General features: G+C 39.9%; 23 protein-coding genes, 4 tRNA genes and 1 pseudogene. 18 read left to right on the forward strand and 10 right to left on the reverse strand.

What is annotated here, in order from left to right; genetic code table 11:
• Positions 1-577, reverse strand: a 577-nt coding sequence (locus Q0389_RS03015) for a class I tRNA ligase family protein (RefSeq protein WP_298691485.1), incomplete at its 3' end; no start/stop codon positions are given.
• A 109-nt stretch (positions 578-686) separates the two neighbouring features.
• Between Q0389_RS03015 and Q0389_RS03020 the strand changes: the two genes are divergently transcribed.
• From Q0389_RS03020 to Q0389_RS03040, 5 genes are all read left to right on the forward strand, one after another.
• Positions 687-1,781, forward strand: coding sequence for a CinA family protein (locus Q0389_RS03020; RefSeq protein ID WP_298691487.1), 1,095 nt, complete (start codon positions 687-689; stop codon positions 1,779-1,781).
• A gap of 78 nt (positions 1,782-1,859) precedes the next feature.
• Positions 1,860-1,935 (forward strand) — tRNA-Lys (locus Q0389_RS03025).
• A gap of 15 nt (positions 1,936-1,950) precedes the next feature.
• Positions 1,951-2,026: transfer RNA gene (locus Q0389_RS03030), tRNA-Glu, on the forward strand.
• A 22-nt stretch (positions 2,027-2,048) separates the two neighbouring features.
• Positions 2,049-2,124, forward strand: a tRNA-Val gene (locus Q0389_RS03035).
• Between the two features lie 9 nt (positions 2,125-2,133).
• Positions 2,134-2,210 (forward strand) — tRNA-Asp (locus Q0389_RS03040).
• A gap of 37 nt (positions 2,211-2,247) precedes the next feature.
• Here Q0389_RS03040 and Q0389_RS03045 read toward each other — a convergent pair.
• Positions 2,248-2,493, reverse strand: a complete 246-nt coding sequence (locus Q0389_RS03045) for a hypothetical protein (RefSeq protein ID WP_298691489.1) — start codon at positions 2,491-2,493, stop codon at positions 2,248-2,250.
• 16 nt (positions 2,494-2,509) lie between these two features.
• Positions 2,510-2,791 carry a hypothetical protein gene (locus Q0389_RS03050; RefSeq protein ID WP_298691491.1) on the reverse strand — a complete coding sequence of 94 codons (282 nt, stop codon included), beginning with the start codon at positions 2,789-2,791 and terminating at the stop codon, positions 2,510-2,512.
• A gap of 168 nt (positions 2,792-2,959) precedes the next feature.
• Between Q0389_RS03050 and Q0389_RS03055 the strand changes: the two genes are divergently transcribed.
• Together Q0389_RS03055 and Q0389_RS03060 are read left to right on the forward strand one after the other, a co-directional pair.
• Positions 2,960-3,517 (forward strand): LemA family protein, encoded by a 558-nt coding sequence (locus Q0389_RS03055; RefSeq protein ID WP_298691493.1) that lies wholly within the window; start codon positions 2,960-2,962, stop codon positions 3,515-3,517.
• A 9-nt stretch (positions 3,518-3,526) separates the two neighbouring features.
• The gene (locus Q0389_RS03060; protein WP_298691494.1) at positions 3,527-4,492 is read left to right on the forward strand and encodes a DUF3137 domain-containing protein; all 966 of its coding nucleotides are present in this window, start codon (positions 3,527-3,529) and stop codon (positions 4,490-4,492) included.
• On the opposite strand, the gene Q0389_RS03065 is transcribed toward Q0389_RS03060, so the two are convergent.
• A complete protein-coding gene (locus Q0389_RS03065) occupies positions 4,493-5,068 on the reverse strand; it encodes a YigZ family protein (RefSeq protein ID WP_298691496.1) in 576 nt (191 codons plus the stop codon).
• 38 nt (positions 5,069-5,106) lie between these two features.
• Here Q0389_RS03065 and Q0389_RS03070 point away from each other — a divergent pair.
• From Q0389_RS03070 to Q0389_RS03085, 4 genes and pseudogenes are all read left to right on the forward strand, one after another.
• Positions 5,107-5,355: pseudogene (locus tag Q0389_RS03070) on the forward strand (A/G-specific adenine glycosylase); the annotation flags it as partial.
• 176 nt (positions 5,356-5,531) lie between these two features.
• Positions 5,532-5,870, forward strand: coding sequence for a DUF6516 family protein (locus Q0389_RS03075; protein WP_298691498.1), 339 nt, complete (start codon positions 5,532-5,534; stop codon positions 5,868-5,870).
• A gap of 10 nt (positions 5,871-5,880) precedes the next feature.
• Positions 5,881-6,255 carry a MarR family transcriptional regulator gene (locus Q0389_RS03080; protein WP_298691500.1) on the forward strand — a complete coding sequence of 125 codons (375 nt, stop codon included), beginning with the start codon at positions 5,881-5,883 and terminating at the stop codon, positions 6,253-6,255.
• A gap of 360 nt (positions 6,256-6,615) precedes the next feature.
• Positions 6,616-7,140 (forward strand): antirestriction protein ArdA, encoded by a 525-nt coding sequence (locus Q0389_RS03085; RefSeq protein WP_298691502.1) that lies wholly within the window; start codon positions 6,616-6,618, stop codon positions 7,138-7,140.
• Between the two features lie 84 nt (positions 7,141-7,224).
• On the opposite strand, the gene Q0389_RS03090 is transcribed toward Q0389_RS03085, so the two are convergent.
• From Q0389_RS03090 to Q0389_RS03100, 3 genes are all read right to left on the reverse strand, one after another.
• The gene (locus Q0389_RS03090) at positions 7,225-8,955 is read right to left on the reverse strand and encodes an AlwI family type II restriction endonuclease (protein WP_298691504.1); all 1,731 of its coding nucleotides are present in this window, start codon (positions 8,953-8,955) and stop codon (positions 7,225-7,227) included.
• Entirely contained in the window at positions 8,955-10,835 is a 1,881-nt protein-coding gene (locus tag Q0389_RS03095; RefSeq protein ID WP_298691506.1) for a Dam family site-specific DNA-(adenine-N6)-methyltransferase, read from the reverse strand. The genes Q0389_RS03090 and Q0389_RS03095 overlap by 1 nt, the downstream gene beginning before the upstream one ends.
• Before the next feature lie 144 nt (positions 10,836-10,979).
• Positions 10,980-11,936, reverse strand: coding sequence for a replication initiation protein (locus tag Q0389_RS03100; RefSeq protein WP_298691508.1), 957 nt, complete (start codon positions 11,934-11,936; stop codon positions 10,980-10,982).
• Between the two features lie 129 nt (positions 11,937-12,065).
• Here Q0389_RS03100 and Q0389_RS03105 point away from each other — a divergent pair, with 129 nt between their 5' ends.
• The 3 genes from Q0389_RS03105 (at position 12,066) to Q0389_RS03115 (ending at position 14,661) form a co-directional block, all read left to right on the forward strand.
• Positions 12,066-12,212 carry a hypothetical protein gene (locus tag Q0389_RS03105; RefSeq protein WP_298691510.1) on the forward strand — a complete coding sequence of 49 codons (147 nt, stop codon included), beginning with the start codon at positions 12,066-12,068 and terminating at the stop codon, positions 12,210-12,212.
• Between the two features lie 242 nt (positions 12,213-12,454).
• Positions 12,455-12,901: a hypothetical protein gene (locus tag Q0389_RS03110; protein ID WP_298691512.1), complete on the forward strand. Its 447-nt coding sequence runs from the start codon at positions 12,455-12,457 to the stop codon at positions 12,899-12,901.
• Positions 12,898-14,661, forward strand: coding sequence for a hypothetical protein (locus tag Q0389_RS03115; protein ID WP_298691514.1), 1,764 nt, complete (start codon positions 12,898-12,900; stop codon positions 14,659-14,661). Before Q0389_RS03110 ends, Q0389_RS03115 begins: the two co-directional genes overlap by 4 nt.
• On the opposite strand, the gene Q0389_RS03120 is transcribed toward Q0389_RS03115, so the two are convergent.
• From Q0389_RS03120 to Q0389_RS03130, 3 genes are read right to left on the reverse strand one after another with little or no spacing between them, the layout of a single operon-like run.
• A complete protein-coding gene (locus tag Q0389_RS03120) occupies positions 14,656-15,006 on the reverse strand; it encodes a hypothetical protein (protein ID WP_298691516.1) in 351 nt (116 codons plus the stop codon). The two genes, Q0389_RS03115 and Q0389_RS03120, sit on opposite strands and share 6 nt — an antisense overlap.
• Complete coding sequence (locus Q0389_RS03125; protein ID WP_298691518.1) at positions 15,003-15,806, reverse strand: hypothetical protein; 804 nt, start codon at positions 15,804-15,806, stop codon at positions 15,003-15,005. The genes Q0389_RS03120 and Q0389_RS03125 overlap by 4 nt, the downstream gene beginning before the upstream one ends.
• Positions 15,796-16,110: a hypothetical protein gene (locus Q0389_RS03130; protein ID WP_298691520.1), complete on the reverse strand. Its 315-nt coding sequence runs from the start codon at positions 16,108-16,110 to the stop codon at positions 15,796-15,798. The genes Q0389_RS03125 and Q0389_RS03130 overlap by 11 nt, the downstream gene beginning before the upstream one ends.
• A gap of 148 nt (positions 16,111-16,258) precedes the next feature.
• Here Q0389_RS03130 and Q0389_RS03135 point away from each other — a divergent pair, with 148 nt between their 5' ends.
• From Q0389_RS03135 to Q0389_RS03150, 4 genes are all read left to right on the forward strand, one after another.
• Entirely contained in the window at positions 16,259-17,614 is a 1,356-nt protein-coding gene (locus Q0389_RS03135; protein ID WP_298691522.1) for a DNA adenine methylase, read from the forward strand.
• 171 nt (positions 17,615-17,785) lie between these two features.
• Positions 17,786-18,202, forward strand: coding sequence for a hypothetical protein (locus Q0389_RS03140; RefSeq protein ID WP_298691524.1), 417 nt, complete (start codon positions 17,786-17,788; stop codon positions 18,200-18,202).
• A 75-nt stretch (positions 18,203-18,277) separates the two neighbouring features.
• Positions 18,278-18,778, forward strand: a complete 501-nt coding sequence (locus tag Q0389_RS03145) for a hypothetical protein (protein WP_298691526.1) — start codon at positions 18,278-18,280, stop codon at positions 18,776-18,778.
• A gap of 35 nt (positions 18,779-18,813) precedes the next feature.
• Positions 18,814-19,047 carry a pyocin activator PrtN family protein gene (locus tag Q0389_RS03150; protein WP_298691528.1) on the forward strand — a complete coding sequence of 78 codons (234 nt, stop codon included), beginning with the start codon at positions 18,814-18,816 and terminating at the stop codon, positions 19,045-19,047.
• The last annotated feature ends 31 nt before the right edge of the window (positions 19,048-19,078 follow it).

Genomic DNA, 19,078 nt, shown 5'->3' on the forward strand with positions numbered 1-19,078 from the left:
GTTCCGCCCAGCTCCAGTAGACCGGCTTGGAACGCTCGATCAACAGCCCTTTTTTCGCTACAGAGCAAAGGGTGCGGTAGATGTTGGCCTCAAATTTGGAATCCATCGTCAGATACGGATTGTCCCAATCGGCAACGACACCCAATTTTTTAAACTCTTCACGTTGGATATCGATAAACTCTTTAGCATGATCACGGCACAATTGGCGTACTTCCGCCGTACTAAGAAGCTCTTTTTTCTGCTTTCCGCCCAGTTTTTTCTCGACTTGTTGCTCAATCGGAAGCCCGTGGCAGTCCCAACCCGGTGTAAATCGTACCGACTTGCCGTTGAAATAGTGGTATTTGACAATAATATCTTTAAGAATTTTATTCAAAGCATGCCCGATGTGGGTGTGACCGTTTGCGTACGGTGGACCGTCATGCAAGGTGAAACTTTGGGCACCTTGACGGTTGGCTTTCATTTTGCCGTATACATCTTTGGCAATCCACGATGCATAGCGGGAAGGTTCGTTTTGGACTAGATTTCCACGCATTTGGAATTCAGTCTGAGGTAACAGGAGGGTCTCTTTGTAATCCATTCGGATCCCTTATTTCATAGCGTATAAAAAGTGGTGCATTATAGCGCTCAGGTGATTAAATTTTGCTGTCACTGTGCTATACTATCCCAATTTTATACAGGAAGTGACTATGAAAAGAGACGTTATTTTTGTCGGAAATCGGTTGATTCTCAATGACGCGTTTGAACGTTATATTCTCCGAAGTATCAAAAATCGCCTCACTTCTATCGATTCTATCAGCTATTTTGATGAATCCGACAAAGGGTTGTTTCTCCACCTCGAAGCTCTGTTGAAAAATGACTCCAAACTCATCATCGTTACCACCAAAAACACCTTTACTATTGTTGGAAAACTGCTCAGTACCGTAACCGCCGACAATCAAATTCTCAAAGAGCAGATGCTGATCCCTTCTCGTGCCAACATTCTCGAACATGGCAGTTATCTCTTAAACCACAATAATTCCGAGATCAATGTACTCCTCGCAACGGAGGGGAAAATGCTTCCCCCTATTTTAATCGACGACGAATCCCGCCTGGCGACCATCCATCTCTTTAATGAAGAGCTTCTCAGTGCTCAAACGCTGTTAGAACCTTTAGCTCAGAATTTCGATGTCCGACTTGAATTCAGCGAACTTATCGAGGGGTGGCTCAAAATTAAAATTCACACCCGACGCCACGGAAATCTGGCACAATTTATCGCTTCGGCACGAGGGTTGATGCACCATAAGGTGATTGCAGCATCCAACATCGCCGCATTCATTATCGAACGGTTGGGAAGTCACCATAAAAAACTCTCCTTTGCCGAGAGTTGCAGCGGCGGCTCGCTTGCCCACTTTTTTACCTCCCAAAGCGGCGCTTCGGCCATTTTTGAAGGTTCCCTCGTCACCTATTCCAATACTTTGAAAGCCAATTGGCTGGCCGTCGATGACGAATCGATCGAAACTCACGGTGCTGTCAGTGCCGAAGTGGTGCTGCAAATGTCCGAGGGTTCCATGAATGTCAGTTTTGCCGACTACGCATTGGCGATCAGCGGTGTCGCGGGACCGACCGGAGGAACCGATGCCAAACCGGTGGGCACCGTCTATATCAGTGCCCGTTCAAAAACTTCTGTCCATACTGAGCGGTTTCATTTCGAAGGAGACCGCAATTATATTCAAGAACAAAGCGTCCTGATGGCGGTTAAAATGCTTTTAAATATTGATCGGGAAATGTTTTTTGCCGCTTAAGCAAATTTTGCTTGACAAATAGGGACTTTTCCCCTATAATTTCGCCCTCACAATCACCGAGTTTGGTTGGTTGAAGAGGTCTCGTTAGCTCAGCCGGTAGAGCATCTCACTTTTAATGAGGGGGTCGATGGTTCGAATCCATCACGGGACACCATGTGCGGTTTTAAGTGACCCTTTCGTCTAGTGGCCAAGGACACTATCACTTCATGGTAGGAACAGAGGTTCAAATCCTTTAGGGGTCGCCATTTGTTCGATGTTATATGACACGGGAGTTTAGCTCAGTTGGTAGAGCGCTACCCTTACAAGGTAGATGTCACAAGTTCGAGTCTTGTAATTCCCACCATTTTAGGTTGCAGCGGTAGTTCAGTTGGTTAGAATGCCTGCCTGTCACGCAGGAGGTCGCGGGTTCGAGTCCCGTCCGCTGCGCCACCTATCCTTTCTTCTTTATTTCATCTATTTTTTAACATTAATGCGTTTCGATCATACCGCGCGGATATACTTTTTTTCGCATTTCCATCCGTTCTTGCTTTAAAGCATCCTGCTTGGGTCTTTGCGATTCTTTAAAACTCTGTGCACGCTGTACATAACTCTCTTGCTCTACTGCTTTTCGCTTCATCCATATTTCATTACGTTCTTGCATACTTGCAGAAGGAACCTCACTGGCCATCAACGATGCTATCGACAAAGAAAAAGCGATCATCCATTTTTTCATATTCGTACCGTTTCCCTTAACTGCTTTGATATGCACTTTGTGCTTGTACTTTTGCATTTGCTGCCTGATACGTACTAGCAGCCTGTTGCCCTTCACTTCCGGCTAAAGCGGTCAAATCAATCGTGACCTGATTGCCCAATGTCGGATTCACGGTCGATTGATTCGGCACGGATGAAGATGGTTTTGTACTCTCTTGCGGCACCTGCGAATTGTTTTGCTGCTGCGCAGCCGGGTCCGGACGCCCCATTTGCATTGAACTCGGATAGGGAGATTGATAGATATAGGATGATACCGTCATAATATACTCCTCTTCATTGGATCATATAAAAACTATAATCCCATCTGCTGAAAAATAGGCTTAAATTTCTTGTTTAAATATAGCGTTTGATAACGCAAAACAATGGACTCTAATCGCCCTTTCAGAGAAATTCCTTTACAATGACCCATCTATTAGAGGGAGCAATGCATGAATATTGTTTTGATCGGTATAGTCCTAATCGTCGTCGTCACGATTTTACTTTACAATTCTCTGATCGCCAAAAAGAATCAGGTAGAGAATATTTTTGCCGGTGTCGATGCCGTTTTAAAAAAGCGCTATGACCTCATCCCCAATATCGTCGCATCGGTCGAACGCTATATGGAGCATGAAAAATCGACCCTAGAAACGATTACTTCGTTACGTTCCTCAGCAATGAAACCGGGAATCAGCGATGATCAGAAAATAGCATTGGATGCAAAACTCAGTGCCGCGCTCGGTTCCATCAGCGTCGCAATCGAGAACTACCCCGATCTGAAAGCCAACGAAAACGTTATGCACCTTCAACGTTCTCTCAATGAAATTGAAGAACAGATTTCCGCAGCGCGACGTGCCTACAACCAAGCTGTAACCGACTTAAACAATGCGATCGAAATGTTCCCGACCAATTTTATTGCATCATGGATGCACCTGGAGCGAAGAGCCGTTTTTGAAATCACCGAAAATGAACGCCGAAGTGTCGATGTAAATGCTCTTTTTAAACGCTGATGTGCCGTAATGAAATCGATTACGGAACTGACCGATTTTTACTATAACGAGCTTTACCCTTCTCTCAAAGAGCTCGAAGAGCAACGCCTGCAAATGGTCTGGAAAATTAAGCTGTACGGTAGTTTTTGGTTCATTTTCAGTAGCCTGATTCTCATCTACATTCTGAAACAGCGCGGATTTATCGATCCGATATTTTTTTTATTCTTATTTGGAACGATTATTCTGGGAGGTGTCATCTATGATTGGTTTTCAAAAGACTATCACGGCATCTTCAAAACAACCGTTATTGCCCCTATTGTCCGTGCTATTGACCCCTCCCTCCTCTATAATCCCGGCTTTCCGATTGCACAATCGTTATTCGAACGAAGCGGCCTTTTCCGTCATTCGATCGATTACTATAACGGAAACGATTATGTCAAAGGGACGATAGAGGGGACAGAGCTGGAGTTTTCAGACGTCCACGCAGAATACGATATAGAAGATGCCAAGGGGAGAAAACATCGTCAGACGCTTTTCAAAGGGCTGTTTATCGTCTCCGGTTTTAACAAACATTTCAAAGGCAAAACAATCATTCTCCCCGATTCAGCCGAGAATAATTTCGGCTCTCTGCTAGGAGGGTGGCTGCAATCGATGAATTTCAGCCGAGGTGATCTTGTCCGGATGGATGACCCCGAGTTTGAAAAATATTTTGCGGTTTACAGCAATGACCAGATCGAAGCGCGATACATTCTTTCCCACTCGATGATGAAACGGATCACCGATTTAAGAAAAAGACTCAACGTCTCTTTGTATATCTCCTTTATCAGTAATCAGATGCACGTCGCTATCGAAACCCGCAGAGACCATTTTGAACCGAATGTTTTTACCTCTTTGCTCGACTATCAACAGACATTGGAATACATCCGAACGCTTCAAAATACGATCGGTCTAATCGAAGAACTCAAACTCAATGAAAAACTGTGGAGCAAAGAGTAGTTAGAGCTTTTGTACAGCTCGCCCTAGTACGGTATAGAACTGTTCTAAATTTTCCGTAGTCCCTTCGATCGTAAAAATCGCACCCTTCTCTCCGAACTCTTTGGAGAGGATTCGAATATTTTTTTGAATGCTTTCATATTCAACCATGGAGACATTAGAGTAGTTACATTCGATTTTTTTAATAAAGAGTTTCTCATATGGCAATAACGTTGCTTGAGCATGCGCCGCGTTTGCAGCCTCGGCATAGGCACGCACCAATCCGCCGGGTCCCAGTTTCGTCCCGCCGAAATAGCGAACGGTTATGATCGCCGCATTAATCATTTCATGCCCCTGCAGTACCGCTAATGTCGGCTTGCCCGATGTCCCTTTAGGCTCGCCGTCATCGCCGGAGGATTCAACGATTTGATCAAATTCATTGAGACTTCGTGACGCACTTACCCAATGGACTGCTTTAGGGTGGAGTTCTCTCAAACGCTCCATTTCACTCTCAAACATACTAATCGGCATAAGATGGGCGATAAACTTCGATCCTTTGATCTCGATTGTATCTGAGCTTATCGCATTTACCGTAACCATCAATCCCCTTCTTAAAGGTGTAATTATATAATACCCGAATGAAATATTCTCCTCAGCAATCGCTTCTGATCTGGTACGAAAAAAACGGCCGTCATACTCTACCCTGGCGTCTTACCAAAGATCCCTATCCCATATGGATCAGTGAAATCATGCTTCAGCAGACACAGGTCAAAACGGTCTTAGAACGGTTTTATTTCCCCTTTTTAGAACGTTTCCCCTCACTTGAAGCATTAGCCGAGGCGCAACTGGACGATGTCCTCAAAATGTGGGAAGGGCTTGGTTATTACAACCTAACAAAATCAACAATAAAGTCCTATTTATAGGGATTTTATAAATATTTTTGCCACTTTTTTACCACTTTTTACTTTTACTTGCAATCATATAATTTGCTGCTAAACTATCGTCATCAAATACACTTTTACCATTAATGTGTTATCATTAGATGATAACAAAAGGAGACCCATTGGGTGATTTAGAAAACCTGCTGTTGTTAGACGGTGAAATTTTTCCAATGGACAACGGTTATTGGGTCAAATTTGAAGCCAAAACCATCGAACCCAGTGAAAACATTCCACATGGAGTTCGATATTCATTAACCCTGCATGATAAAAGCAATCATCGGGTTATCGGTTTTGACAACGCACACAGTTTCAAGCCCAGTGGCTTTCGATATGGTGCCCGAAAAACGACTTGGGATCATATCCATAAAAAGGAAGAAACTTTTCCTTATGAATTCGATTGTGCCGGAAAGCTGATGGAAGATTTCTGGAACAGCGTCAATTATTATCTTGAAAACCATTAAAGGAGCGAAGATGACTTCACGAATACTCTATGTCGGTATTATGAGCAAAGCCGATTACATCAAACGCACCATTGCTATTGCCAAAGGGGAATACAAACCCAAAGCGAATGAACCGAAAGTTTGGTTCGAGTCAATCAAATCACTGGCTCAAGTCCTCAGCAATGAAAATCAGGAGCTTTTGAAAATTATCGATGAAAAGCATCCAAAATCCTTGAGTGAATTGGAATCTCTAACAGGACGTAAAAAATCCAATCTCTCCCGTACTTTGAAAACACTCGAGCGGTACGGCATCGTTGAATTACAAAAAGAGAAGAATAATCTGATTCCAAAAGTAAATGCAACTGATTTCCGAGTCGAATTTGGATTTGGAAGTTCTGCGGCATAACCATCCATCGGATTGACAATCCTCGATTGTCTTTCCATCAATAACACTTTTTTCCCTTTGAAACCATCTACCCTTTCCTCTATCAAACATAATCTCCTGTATCCCCTTAGACTTATCGTTTATCCCATCATTAGCAGTTTTCCTACAAAGAGGTTGAAACACTCGTTTAAAGGTGTTTAAACGGTGATTTAAACCATCTTTGAAACTTTCCCATTCGAGATAAACGATAAGCCTAACGGACGGAGAAAACTTTGTTTGAAGGATAAGGGTGTCGATGTTTTCGAAAAAAAGAAAATAATCGAGATTCCGAAAACCTTCAAACAGAGAAAATCGTTTTTTTAAGATGAAGGAGAAAAACCTATGGAAATTTATATCACTGACTTAGCGGCATATAACAACGGATACCTTATTGGAGAGTGGGTATCTTTACCAATGGATGAAGATGATTTAAAATCTAAAATTACAGAAATTTTATCGATTGGTGCGGAAGCGTGTGGAGACGATGAGCACGAAGAAATATTCCTCACCGATTATGAGTGTGATTACTTGGAAATCGGAGAATATGACAACCCATTCAAACTTAATGAAATGGCAGAACAAGCCGATGAACTGAACGACCACGAAGTTAAGATGATTCGCTTCCTTCTCCGCAACGGTCTAGTAAAAGACTTCGAAGAAGCCCTCGAAAAATATGAGGATGTCATTATCCACGAAGATTCGACTATGGAAGATGTCGCTTATGATTTTATTGATGGATTTTACAATCTCAAAGATTTGCCTCCAATAATTGCCAACGCTATCGATTATCGCAAAATAGGGAGAGCACTTGAAATGGACGGTAGGTATTTTGAAGAAGATGGGGACATCTATGAATATTTGGGGTGATTTTGCTCCGAATTATAGATAAATAATGCAATTATCATAAGCAATCTGTGTAATAAATTTTTTCATATGAACAGCAATCATATTTTATGTATTTAAGTGTTGAAGATATCCTGTTGTAATACTGGTGATATGACTGCGCCAATATGGTGCATCATATTCCTCTTTCCCTAAAAGAACTGAATCAAGTAGATTTTTAATGTGCATATTGTCAATTTGACCACTTTCAAACAATGCAGTAAAAATATTTTTGTAGTCTTCAAGAGTCATAGGCACAATTTTTAGATACATTTTCTCATCATTGGTGGCATACCACAATCCATTTCTAAATGTTTCGATGGTATTAGTATCTACCTTATTTGCAAGAAATAGACCATATACAGGTTTTCCATAGGAAGAATATTCCATCTGATATTTTGCAACATGTCGTCGAACTGGCTCACCTTCTGCGGCTTCTTGCCGGGAGTTTTCTGTAAGAGTAACTTCTAATACTAGAACATAATCATCAAATTCAAATATCGCATCTGCTCTTCCACCCGGTGCTGTATTCACTGGAAGAAAATCTTGGTCAAGTTGAAAGCTTCTAGCTTCATATGGTTGATTTTTGAGTTTGTTGATTGCTAAAAAAGAGCGCCACACTATCCATTCAAAGTAAGCCGGAAATTCTTCTTTTGGAACTTGTCCTTCTTCTTGACTAAATGGCAGAATGAAAGTTCTGCTGTTGCGTCTTATAATCGCATCCATATAAGCTACAATGTCTTGCCACTGCTCTTTTTGTTGTCGTGAATAATCAATTTCCTTCTGCATAAATAACTGTTGTTCCAGTGTGTAGCGTAAAGAGTTAATACTTTGAACATTTGAGTAATCAACAGCGGTCATATCAACAGCTAAACCCTTTGCTTCCACTTGTTGTTTAAGGTCTTCCAAAAGTTCCTGTGCGTGAAGAATATCATCTGAAGGTAGTTCGGCACCATTAAAAAGTTGTATTAAATATGCTTCATCCGAGCTTGGTCTTCTGTCATCGACAACAAGTTGTTTGGCTAAAAGTTCTTTTTCTGGAATGATGACAATTCCTCGTCCCCTACTTTGAAAAAGACCAGTTGCTTTCAGATATCGGATGTTTGAATCTGCATAGTCTTTAAGAGTGTCACCTTTTACCGTCGTTGGTTCAGCCATTCTTTCATACATATCACGGTCAAACGCTTTTTTATTGACAGCCCCAGCTCGATTGGTGCGATAAGTCAAAATATTCTGAATAATTTCGTCAATATTGTTTTGAGTGCTTGTAGTCTGAACAAACATACCTATTTCACGTTGATATAAGTGTGTATTGCCCGTCACATTTTTGAGTTGAAGCATAACATTTAATACATGTCGCAAAGGAGAGAAAACTTCATAATAGTTGTAAGATTCAATTACAGACGGGATATAATAAGCTGATAATGCCCGAAGAAAGCATTCATTAACAGCAGATATGTTATCAGCACTTAAAAGATTTTTCCCATTGTTCGTAGTTGTGTAAGGTTTGAAATTTGGATTTATTTCAGCAGCTTTTTCATGGACTATAAAACCTAGTTGTGAAAGTGCTGACCTCCATTTTCTACCCACATCAGAGGCATCCCCATTTTCAGAGTCTGCTTCTATCCGAGCTACTGAAACGACTTCTGATTCATGTAAAAGTTCTGCAAAAGCTTGTTCATTTTCTCTACCACTTAAATTTCCATGTAAAGAAGACTTATAAAGTGCTTCAAGCCCTAACTTTAATCTAAATGGGTTGCGAACTGTTGTGTTGCCAATATACCAAGGTTTATATGCCATTAGAATCCCACGAACAAATATTCTAGAACATCATTGTTATTGTCATTGATTTTGTGACTTTGATTCCCAAATGAATATTTGTGATTTATAGAAATGACTTCAACATGCTGTTTGTATTTTGACATTAAGGATACCATTTCGTCTAATGTTGGAAAAGAATTAGAAGAGTAAGAAACTACAATGATTGAATCTTTAAATTTTTTAAAAAGCTTATCGAAAGCATCAGAAGCACCCATACGCGATGAAAAAGGAGTAGGATAACTTTTGAACTTTTTGGTTTTGGTGTGCCACTGCATTTCAACACCTTGCCAATCACATGCTATCCCTTCAACAAAATGATATCGGCGAACATATTCATTGTCAGAATGAGGGCTATAATAAGGAGGATCCATATAAACCAAATCCGGTTTGACCCGAATGTCCATAGCATCTCCTCTACGAGATTTATTATGTCGATTGTTAGAAAAAACGGCATCATTGATTACTGCAACAGCATTTAAAAATTGCTCTTCTAACGAGAGTAGAAGGTCTTTCCTTCCATCATCATATCTATCCCCTGTATAAGTGAAAATTCCTCTTGGTCTTTTTTTTACACAAGCTCTAATAAGTGCTGAAGTCGCAATTGCTTTTTCATAAGGGTTTGTTAATAGTTTGATGTTGGCTCTAATTGTGTCAATGAGTTGATTATCTTCATCGTTGTAATAAATGTCTTTAAATGTATTTTGAACAAAACAGTCATTATGCTCATTAGGTTGTAAAAGTTGCTTTGCCTTGATTGGTGAAAGTGTTACTTCATTGTTTTCTATCATCGCTTTTGTAAAAGTAGCTCCCATAGCCATATAATCATTGCTAATAACTTCTTTACCTTCTGCTTTAAGCATGTAGCTAACGACACCTGAACCTGAAAAAAGGTCAAGAACCGTTTTGCATTCAAAATGAGATATTACTTCTTTGATATATGGTAAAAGTTTTGATTTTGAACCCATATATCTTGTAGGAGGATATTTTTCTGCTTGTTTAGATATTGGTGTAGGACATTCAGAACCAATTATAAACTTTTTAGGATGAGCAGTAACGACAATATCTTCGCCAGTTCGTTTATTGGAATCTTTATTGATATATCTCTTTGTTTGATACACTTCAATGTCGTAATAATCATATAATTCATGGACGAGGGGATGATTTGAATTGGTTAAAATAACATGACAACCTAAATCAGAAAGCCGTTTTACTTCTTGGGCTAAATCTACATGGTCTTCTTCATAAAATTGTTCTTTGGTGTATCGCTGAAAATCTGAATATTCAGAGATAGGAAGATATGGAGGATCCAGGAAAATTAAATCACCAGGTTCGGCATATTCCTTTAAGATTTTTTTGTAATCACCCTCAACAATTATAGATTTTTTTAATTGTTCCGATGCCGCAGTCAAATTGGGAATATCACATATTTTAGGGTTTTTATAATTTCCAAATGGAACATTGAATCCCCCACTTTTATTGACTCTATACAATCCATTAAAGCAAGTTTTATTCAAAAAAATTGTTCTTGCGGCGGCTTCTGATGCTGAAAGCTGTTTCCAATCTAACGAGCGAATCTCATAATAATAATCTTTGTCATTGTAATGCTGAGAAAGAAAGAAAATTACTTCATCTAGATTATTGGCTACACTTTTGTATAAATTGACAAGTTCCGGGTTTGAGTCAGCAATAATTGCTTCATCCGGATTAACAGCATAAAAAAAAGCACCTCCACCGAAAAATGGTTCAATATACTTGTTATATTGTTTGGGAAGTTTAGGGAGTAAAATGTCAAGCATTTGGGTTTTTCCGCCTGCCCATTTTAGAATTGGTTTTGCATCTTGCTGAACTTTGCTATACATTCTAGTGTTCAAAATTCTGTTCGTTTGTAAAGATGTCACGATATACCAGCTCTCTTAAAAAATCATTAAATATTTTACAGTTATATATCATTTGTTAAGCTGAAAATTGACAATTATTGATTGACCTGTTTGCATAACGGTTAATCAAAACCTCAAATCCTCACAATGATATTCCCATAGTTTCGCATCGACCGCCGTCTTATTCTGAATCAGGATTTCCCAAACGGTTAGAGCCTCTTTATCCGAATACCATTCGACCCCGTTAGGGGTTTTATAGCCGACCATGATTTTTTCCTTTTTGGGGTGTTTATCGACGACCACATCACGGTTTTTATAGACAAAAATAGGTCTCCCCCCTGCGGTTTTATAGACTTCTTCACGGTATCGAACAAACTGCTCTTTTTTAGAAAACTGCTTTTTCTGGTGTATCGCTTCGTCTTTGTAAATGAATCGAAATTCCAACGCCGTCACTTTCCTCCCCCGATAAATCGGCTCGACCGCTAAAGCGATGGAAGTCTTTTCGTTTATCTCTTTGATAGCAGGCGAAATCACCCTCGCATTCAAATCACAGAACCGTTTATAACCCTTTTGCGGGTCAATCCCCATAAGAACTTTGAAATCGTCCAAATAGACCCGTTTCTTGCCTATTTTTAGATAGTCGGAGATAAACTCGTAAAGAGCGACGGAGTGTTTGGACTGCATCCCCTTGATGACTTTCAAATCGACCAATCCATAGATATCGGGATGATTGATGGCGCCAATCAGCTCCTCCTCCATCGAGAACGACACGAACCCTTCTTCTTGGGTATCCGCATCTAAAATCAATCCTATGTCTTTTTTCCAGTCCTTCTTGGATTTCCCTAAAACATTGAACGACACCTTGACCTCTTGCATCTGTAAAATGCTCTCCTTGATGTGGGCGCTGTTCTGCGCTCCCGTATATTGTTTGATATCGGCGACGTTGGCTTCGAATCTCCGTTGTTCTGGATTGGTTCGTAACGATTCTTTGACTACGAACAGCAGATAGTTGTAAATTGCTCTTTGGGAGCGTGTCAGTTTATTGGTCATCTGTATAAGACCGCTGGCTTTTTTTATCATCATTTTTTCACCTCTTAAATTGAATTACGAACTTAGTTTAAAAAAGCACTCGAAGAAGTCAAATTTTTGCACCGCTTTTTCGTATTTCATATACAAAGTGCCGTTAATATGGCTTGATTCTGGGGAAACGGTTTGCCGTCAAAGGAATACGAACTGCCGTTGATGCCTCTTGAATACATCGTTATATGGGTTGTATTCAACGGCTTAAACCTGAATAAACAGATGATGCTGTTTTTATTGAATAAAACACTCCCAGAGTGTTTTCCCATGACATTGTGATTGAATTTTTTTGCGCTCCTTTTTTAAATCACCGGCGATGAGTTTTTTTTTGGATTTTTGGATGGCAAATTGGAAGCCAGATTGAGAGGATTATTCAGCAGGAAAAGTATTGTCTCCGTAATACGGTGTCAATAAGGTGGCTATTTTCTTTTTATGCTTCGAATTTTAGGCAAACAACATCGATTTCTTGTGTCCATTTCATTATTTTTTATAATAGTTGTATATGAGTTAAAGGATTTTAGATGAGCAAAAAACGATTATTGACCCGCTTCAATATCCAATCGGAGTTATTGGAACTGATAGAAGAACAAAGCAGAAACCAAAACATCACCAAGCACGATTATTTGAACCAGTTATTATACGACAAACTAATCAAGAAGGATAACCGATTATCCCACCATATCGCCCGCGATATTGAGAATCTTGTCTTGGTGCTATTGACCAGCGAGCAAACGTTCCCAAGCATCAAAGAAGCGATGGACGCAGGCATTCATATCGACCCTATCAAGCGAAACATCCTGATGGAGCGCAGAGAAGTGAAACGGGGACAATTTAAAAGCTTTTGGAACCAGATCCTGAAAGAAATCAATCCCGACCAGTTTTTGGAAATTAAGACAAAAGAAGCGGCAATAGAGAAATTAAAAACCATCTTTCGCATCGTGTTCGAGAACAAGGAGGTGTTCGCATGAGATACTCCGAGTCGAAGAACCTGAAACAGTTGAACACCGTCTTCAAAGACACCCAAAAAATCTACGATGGGAAACAAAAGACCGCTCTTATTACCTACGTCCAAAAACAGCACAACGTGTTCGAAAGCGATAAGAAATTAGGCGATGGCGGCGTTCATCACTACATCATTTCCCCATTATCACCAGAGTCCTATGAGAAACTAACCCCTGAGCAAAAAAAGATTATGGAGGAGGAGAGCATCCAATGGAGCAAAAACACGTTTGAGAAGTACGGATTCATCGGCGCATTGGAATACAACTCCGACAAAAGTGATAAGGAATACTCCAACGGCTTTCAGAACATCAAAGAGGGGTTTCATCTTCACCTTGCCGTTTCGGAGAAATACAGAATCAGAGGGCAAGCCGATTTGGTGAGTTTGAGGGAGTCTCTGGCAAACCATCTGTCCAACAACATCGATGGCGATATGAGAACCATCTTGGGAGTCAAAAACAAAGAGGAGATGGAATCGTTCAGACGCGAATCGATATCCCGAACCCAAAAGAGAAACGCCCTTGAAAATCTAAAAAACTCCCCTGAATTTATAGAGAACGACGCCGCGATTAAATCCCTAAACGGTGAGCTGTCCAAAGTATTTACCGCTTTTGGGGTGAGCCACACCGTGAAAAACGACCTGATCTCGATGAGCAAACACGAAAGACACAACATCCTAAGCAAAAAGGATGACCTAAAAACCGAAATCGGCTCCCTGCAAAAAGAGGTCAAAGGACGGCGCGACGAAATCAAGTTCCTTGATCGCTTGATTAAAGACGAACAGAGCAGCATGAGCGACACCGAGAGATTGTTTAACGACGAATACATCGCATTGAAACGCTATTATCAAAAAGACTTGATGGGTTTTAGCTATTGGGCAGAGGGTCAGCATCAATGGTTCCGAAAAATCAAATCCGACCAATTGAAGAACGGGGAAATCGACACGGCTCAATTTTTATATCAGGTAGCCCAGAATAAATCATACTGGCATTGGTTGAAAACCGACAAGAAAGAAAGACAAGAAGCGACGCTACGGGAACGACAACGCGAATTCAAAGCGAGATTGTTCGAGATGGGCGACATCATCCGAAATCTTCAACGAGACCGCTTGAGCGTTGCCGCAATCGCGTCGATGGACAGAAAAAAACTGAACGAGAAACTGGCGCAATACGAAGGGGTCGGGAAACTGTACGAATCGCACTACGAGGTGTTTCTAAAACGAATCGAGCAAATCCAACAGCACATCTCAAAATTGAGGGTGAAAAAAGTGATGCTTGTTCAGAACAAAAAACAAAAACAGTCCAGAAAACAGCAGATGATCGAGGACATCCTGAAACTGGACGCAACCGCTGGGGGCAAAGGTTTCGAGACTTTGACAAAGGGAATGGAGAAAAAATACGACGTTCAAATCACCAGAGGAGGAGCGCAACCCGATTCCATCGACGTGATGAACAAAACCATCCACATCAAAAAACCCAAAAAGGAAGGGGCGTTTGCCCACCTGCTTCGGGGAATCATGAAAATCACGAATTTCTCCGAAAGCTCGGTCTTGGATAGCCTGAAAACCAAAACGCTCTTTAGAACGGTCAAAAAGAGCATCTACGCTCAATATCCGACCTTCAAACCGAGTCTGGAACAGGCACAATCGCTGGAGGACTTCATCGTGGTGTTTGAAAAGCTGAAAGAAGTTCATAAAAGACGGGAGGAGGATTACTCGCCGTCATTATGAGAGTTGGGCGTTTTTACGATAAATCTCGATACGTTTGTTCAGCTCTTCGCTCAACCATTCCCCATCGCATTTGGGGAGGATTTTAATGTACTGCAAATTCTCCTGAACGACTTTTAAAAGACGGTTAGCTTCATCTTCCGCATCCACCAAAAAGTAATTGGCGGAGGGGTTGGCGGAAGTATCGCTCAAAAAGAGCCTTTGGGCTTCGATACCGTATCTCTCTGTAAAATCATCCTTATTTGCTTCAATCGAGACGAGAATAATTGTCATCTTCTGAAATACATCAAACCCATTGAAGTAATCGTAAATCAGCATATTCACCGCAAAAAGTGCTCTTTTTTTCATTCGATACCTTCTTCTGGAATGATGATTTTATCTAAGGTAGCCGTGAAAATATCGTCGCTGTCTTCGTATTTGTATTGAAAGACTTTTTCGTTATTCTCATCGATGGTAATTCCAACAGGGATGACCTCTTCGGGGGTATCTTCATCGATATCCAACCACACCATCCCCTCTTTTTCCATTTGCCAAAACACATGATAGGTTTGCTCGTATTCGTTGTTAAATTCAGCCGAATCCTTGAGAGCGAACCCAATAACTTTGCTCGTCGTTTCAAAAAAATGGTTAGGCGTTTTTCTCACTTCATAACGGATATGTCGAACAAGTGCGGGTGCCAATTCAGAGAGCAATTCGGTGTCTTTAATGCCGTACACTACCCCTTTGTTCCAAAGTTCCCTATTGAGCTTGTATTTACCCTTTTCAAAATGAACCAGTCTGTGGCACCGCAATATTTTTAGAGCATCTCGCAATAACACTTCTTTACGAGAGGGCTGACCGACCTTTTTTTTCTTTGTCTTGATCGTATCAGAATCTTTCATATCGTTCGATTCCTCATCGATACTTATAAAAGCGTCAAGATTTACCTTGGCAAGAGAACTTCGGTCAAACTCTTGTTTCAAGTAATTTTCAATCATATATTGCAAGACAACGACACTGGCTTCAAGGGTCTTATTAACCTCTTTAGAAAAAAACCGCTGGCATAAATTCAATTGCCCGATACTTCCATAGAGTGCAAAAAGATCCTCACCCTTTTTGATTTTTGACCAATCATGCACGGTGTGCATTTCTTTTTCTTCAGAAGCCAAAATTTATCTCCTCTCCATTGTCTTTTGGTGTAGAAGGAGTTTCAGCCATTATTTCTCCCGAACCGTCATATTCATCGTTATCGAGATAGCGTTTTTTCAATATTTCGAAATTTCTTCTAATTAGAGAATGGTACTTTGCATCATCACTGATGCTTTTGACCATATCTCCAATCTCGTCATAGCTCATCAATAAAGCGTCGGAGTTTTTATAGTATTTATTGGTTTTTTTCAGCTCTTCAATCGTTAATAAAACCGCTTCTATCAAGACATCTTCATAGGTGCGAACTTTTTTTCGTGCCGCCATACGACCCCCTAATACACAAAAAAGAGATTTCAAACTTTACATCTTTTTAAATCAAACTCCCCATTTTAGCATGTTTTTTCTTTGTAGGTAAATAAGCTCTTTTGAGAGTTTATTTTTCGTCCTGAAATCAAAATTTAAAGGACGAAAAATGAAAAAACTGGTCGAAAAAATCATTCAGGGTGGGAAATACCTGAAAGGAAAGGTTGAGTCTGTTGTTAATGGTATTGAAGCCAATGTAATGGACTCCATCGAGAATGTAAAAGAGTTGGTCAAATCGTTGGCGCTGGTCAATGCTACTCATTATTACAACAAACATAACGGTAAGGGTAAAAAAACCCTAGTTCAGGTTCTATTCGAATACGTGGGGAACAAACGATTGTTCTGGAGATGGGTGCAGTTGATTCTAATCAATCGTATCAATTTAGAAGTCATTAAAACTATCGTGATTGCGTTTACTGGTTCTGGAAGTGATTTTTTGAATATAGCTCCTTTTTTCATCGAGTACATGAAGAAAACTGGTAAAAAATTGACTGTCGTATTTAACGACTTGAACCCTTCGATTACAAATCTTTTGAACAAGCTTGTTAATCCAAAAAGTCGTGAATTGTTGAAAAAGGAAGTTAAAAAAATCATTGCGGAACAAGCAAAATGGTTGAGCGCGAATCCGACACTTCAAGAATTCCAAGAATTCCACCGTTGGTTGGTCGAAGAGTTGAACGAACTTGAACGTAAAGGGTATATGAACATCCGTCGCGCGGCATTGTTTCTAATCCTTATGAACACAACGTTCGGGGGAAACTATAAAATGAAAAAGGGTATCAGTAAAGTCAGTATCTCCAGTGACATCAAAAAATTCAAAAAATACGACAAAGTAATTGAGAAAATCGAAATGTTCGGATTTTTCCTAGACCACTTCAACGTCATTGTGGAAAACAAAGACTACAAAAAAGTGATGAAAAAATACGATGGTAAAAATACCCTTATGGTTATCGACCCTCCGTATTTGAAACAAGATGCCAATGTTCTTGAATCTACCAAAGTGGATTACGGTGTAGCGGACTTCCCTCACGAAGAATGTATCAACATGGTTAAAGGGCTGAGTGGTCAATTTATTTACCACAACTACCGAAACAACGTTCAAACCCGTATGTTTGCTGAAAACAAAGAGATTGGGATGATGGAAATCAACAAAGCGATCAACAACTCTAAATCGGTTGCCAATAAACCGAAAGCTCGATGTGTTGAAGTGATGTATTTTTCAACTTGGAACAACGAAACAACCGTTGAAGAACCAACAACCGAGGTTTCCACGGTTGTAACACAACCATCCGTAGAAGTGGAAACAATTATTGAACCAACGGTTCAAATTGTTCCAATGGCTCCAGTGTTTCCAGTCGTTCCCGTTATCCCTATGGTTTCGGTGAGTTTATCAGGAGTTATCAACAATAACATCCATTTTCGACATTCAAAAGTGGTCATCCCATTTTTAAAGTCGGTATCGTAATAGTTGATACACACCCAACAATTACGAGGAATTTAACTGTTTATGAGTGTGTTAAACCCCTTTGGAACCCCGAAACCGACCCTTGATGGTATGAGTGGTCGGTTTAGACGGGTTTTAATGGGTTAGGGGTCTTGATTGACGGGCGAATATTAAAAATTAAAAGGACAAAAAATGAAAAATTTATCTAATCTAATCGAGTTTAAGGGTATCCATATCAATGAGGATGGTGTAATCCACCTTTCCTATACGGGTGACGAAGGTGTTCTGTTCGATGTTTCAATGAGTATCTATGAAGATATGGAGATGATTAGTGCGAAACATTTTGAAATTATTTCAAAAAAAATCCGTCAAAACTATTCTCCCATGGAGGTTTTTGAGTTTATCAATACAGACCTTCAGGGGTATGTGAACCTGTTGAGTCAAATCGTTTTATCTATTGCTTCATTGCAAGAAGATATCGGTGAGAAAGTTGTGTGTATTGATTCGTTGTTTGGAATCCAAAAATTCTACGACATGGAAGGAAATCCCCTTGCAACCAGTACGAATCTACTTGATAAAGATAAATTCACAATTTACAAAATGCTGTAACGGTTGTTCATGCCTTCATAAGGTTGAACAATCTCTATATTTTCAAGAAAAAAATCATTTGACAAAGGACATACAATGAGATATTTTGATAACTACAAATTTAAATCCCTATCTGACGGCGGGTTTGATGAACAACACCAATTGATTTTGGATCAAATCAACTCTATTAAACAAGAAAAGAATTTACCTGATTTGATTGATATTTTAGAGGTATATACATCGAAAAAAGACATGCCCGTGCATCTGCAATGTATCGAAGTTGATATCCATGAAGAAATAGATGGTTCTTTGGATTTTTTCAATGAAGGATTTGAGCATACACTACAAAATCCTGAGGATGTTTTTAGAATTGATTTTTGGCGGTATTGGACATTTTGGGTAGGTATCAGTATCTATGTTGTCGACAAATTTAGTTCAAAGAAATGGCTATATCTAATCGAAGATGAAGACGAATTAGATGAGATGTATCGTTATGAAGCAACCTATCCAAACAATGATTCGAGTGCTTTACTTCAGTCTAGTGATCAAGATATGATCGAGGTGTTTATTGTAGGTAAATTGACTTTTGTAGAATGAAATAATCTCATTATCAAAATTGAAAAGGATGACCAATGAATGAATTCGTTCGCAAAACATTACTCGAAAAATACAACAAATTGACCCTCACTCGGGAAGAAGTGAGTCGGGAATTGTCAATTTCTATTTCGTATCTTGATAAATTGGTAGCGGCAAACCAACTTCCAATTCGTTATCACCGTTTGGGAAATAGTCAACGGGCAAAATACGCTTTTTCACTCCAAGATGTGGCAGATTATTTGAGTTTTGTTCAATCTCAAGTCGCATAATCTCCCTTCCTCCTTCTTCTCCCCTTTTTTT

Source organism: uncultured Sulfuricurvum sp., from assembly GCF_937936435.1.
Classification (GTDB): Bacteria; Campylobacterota; Campylobacteria; order Campylobacterales; family Sulfurimonadaceae; genus Sulfuricurvum.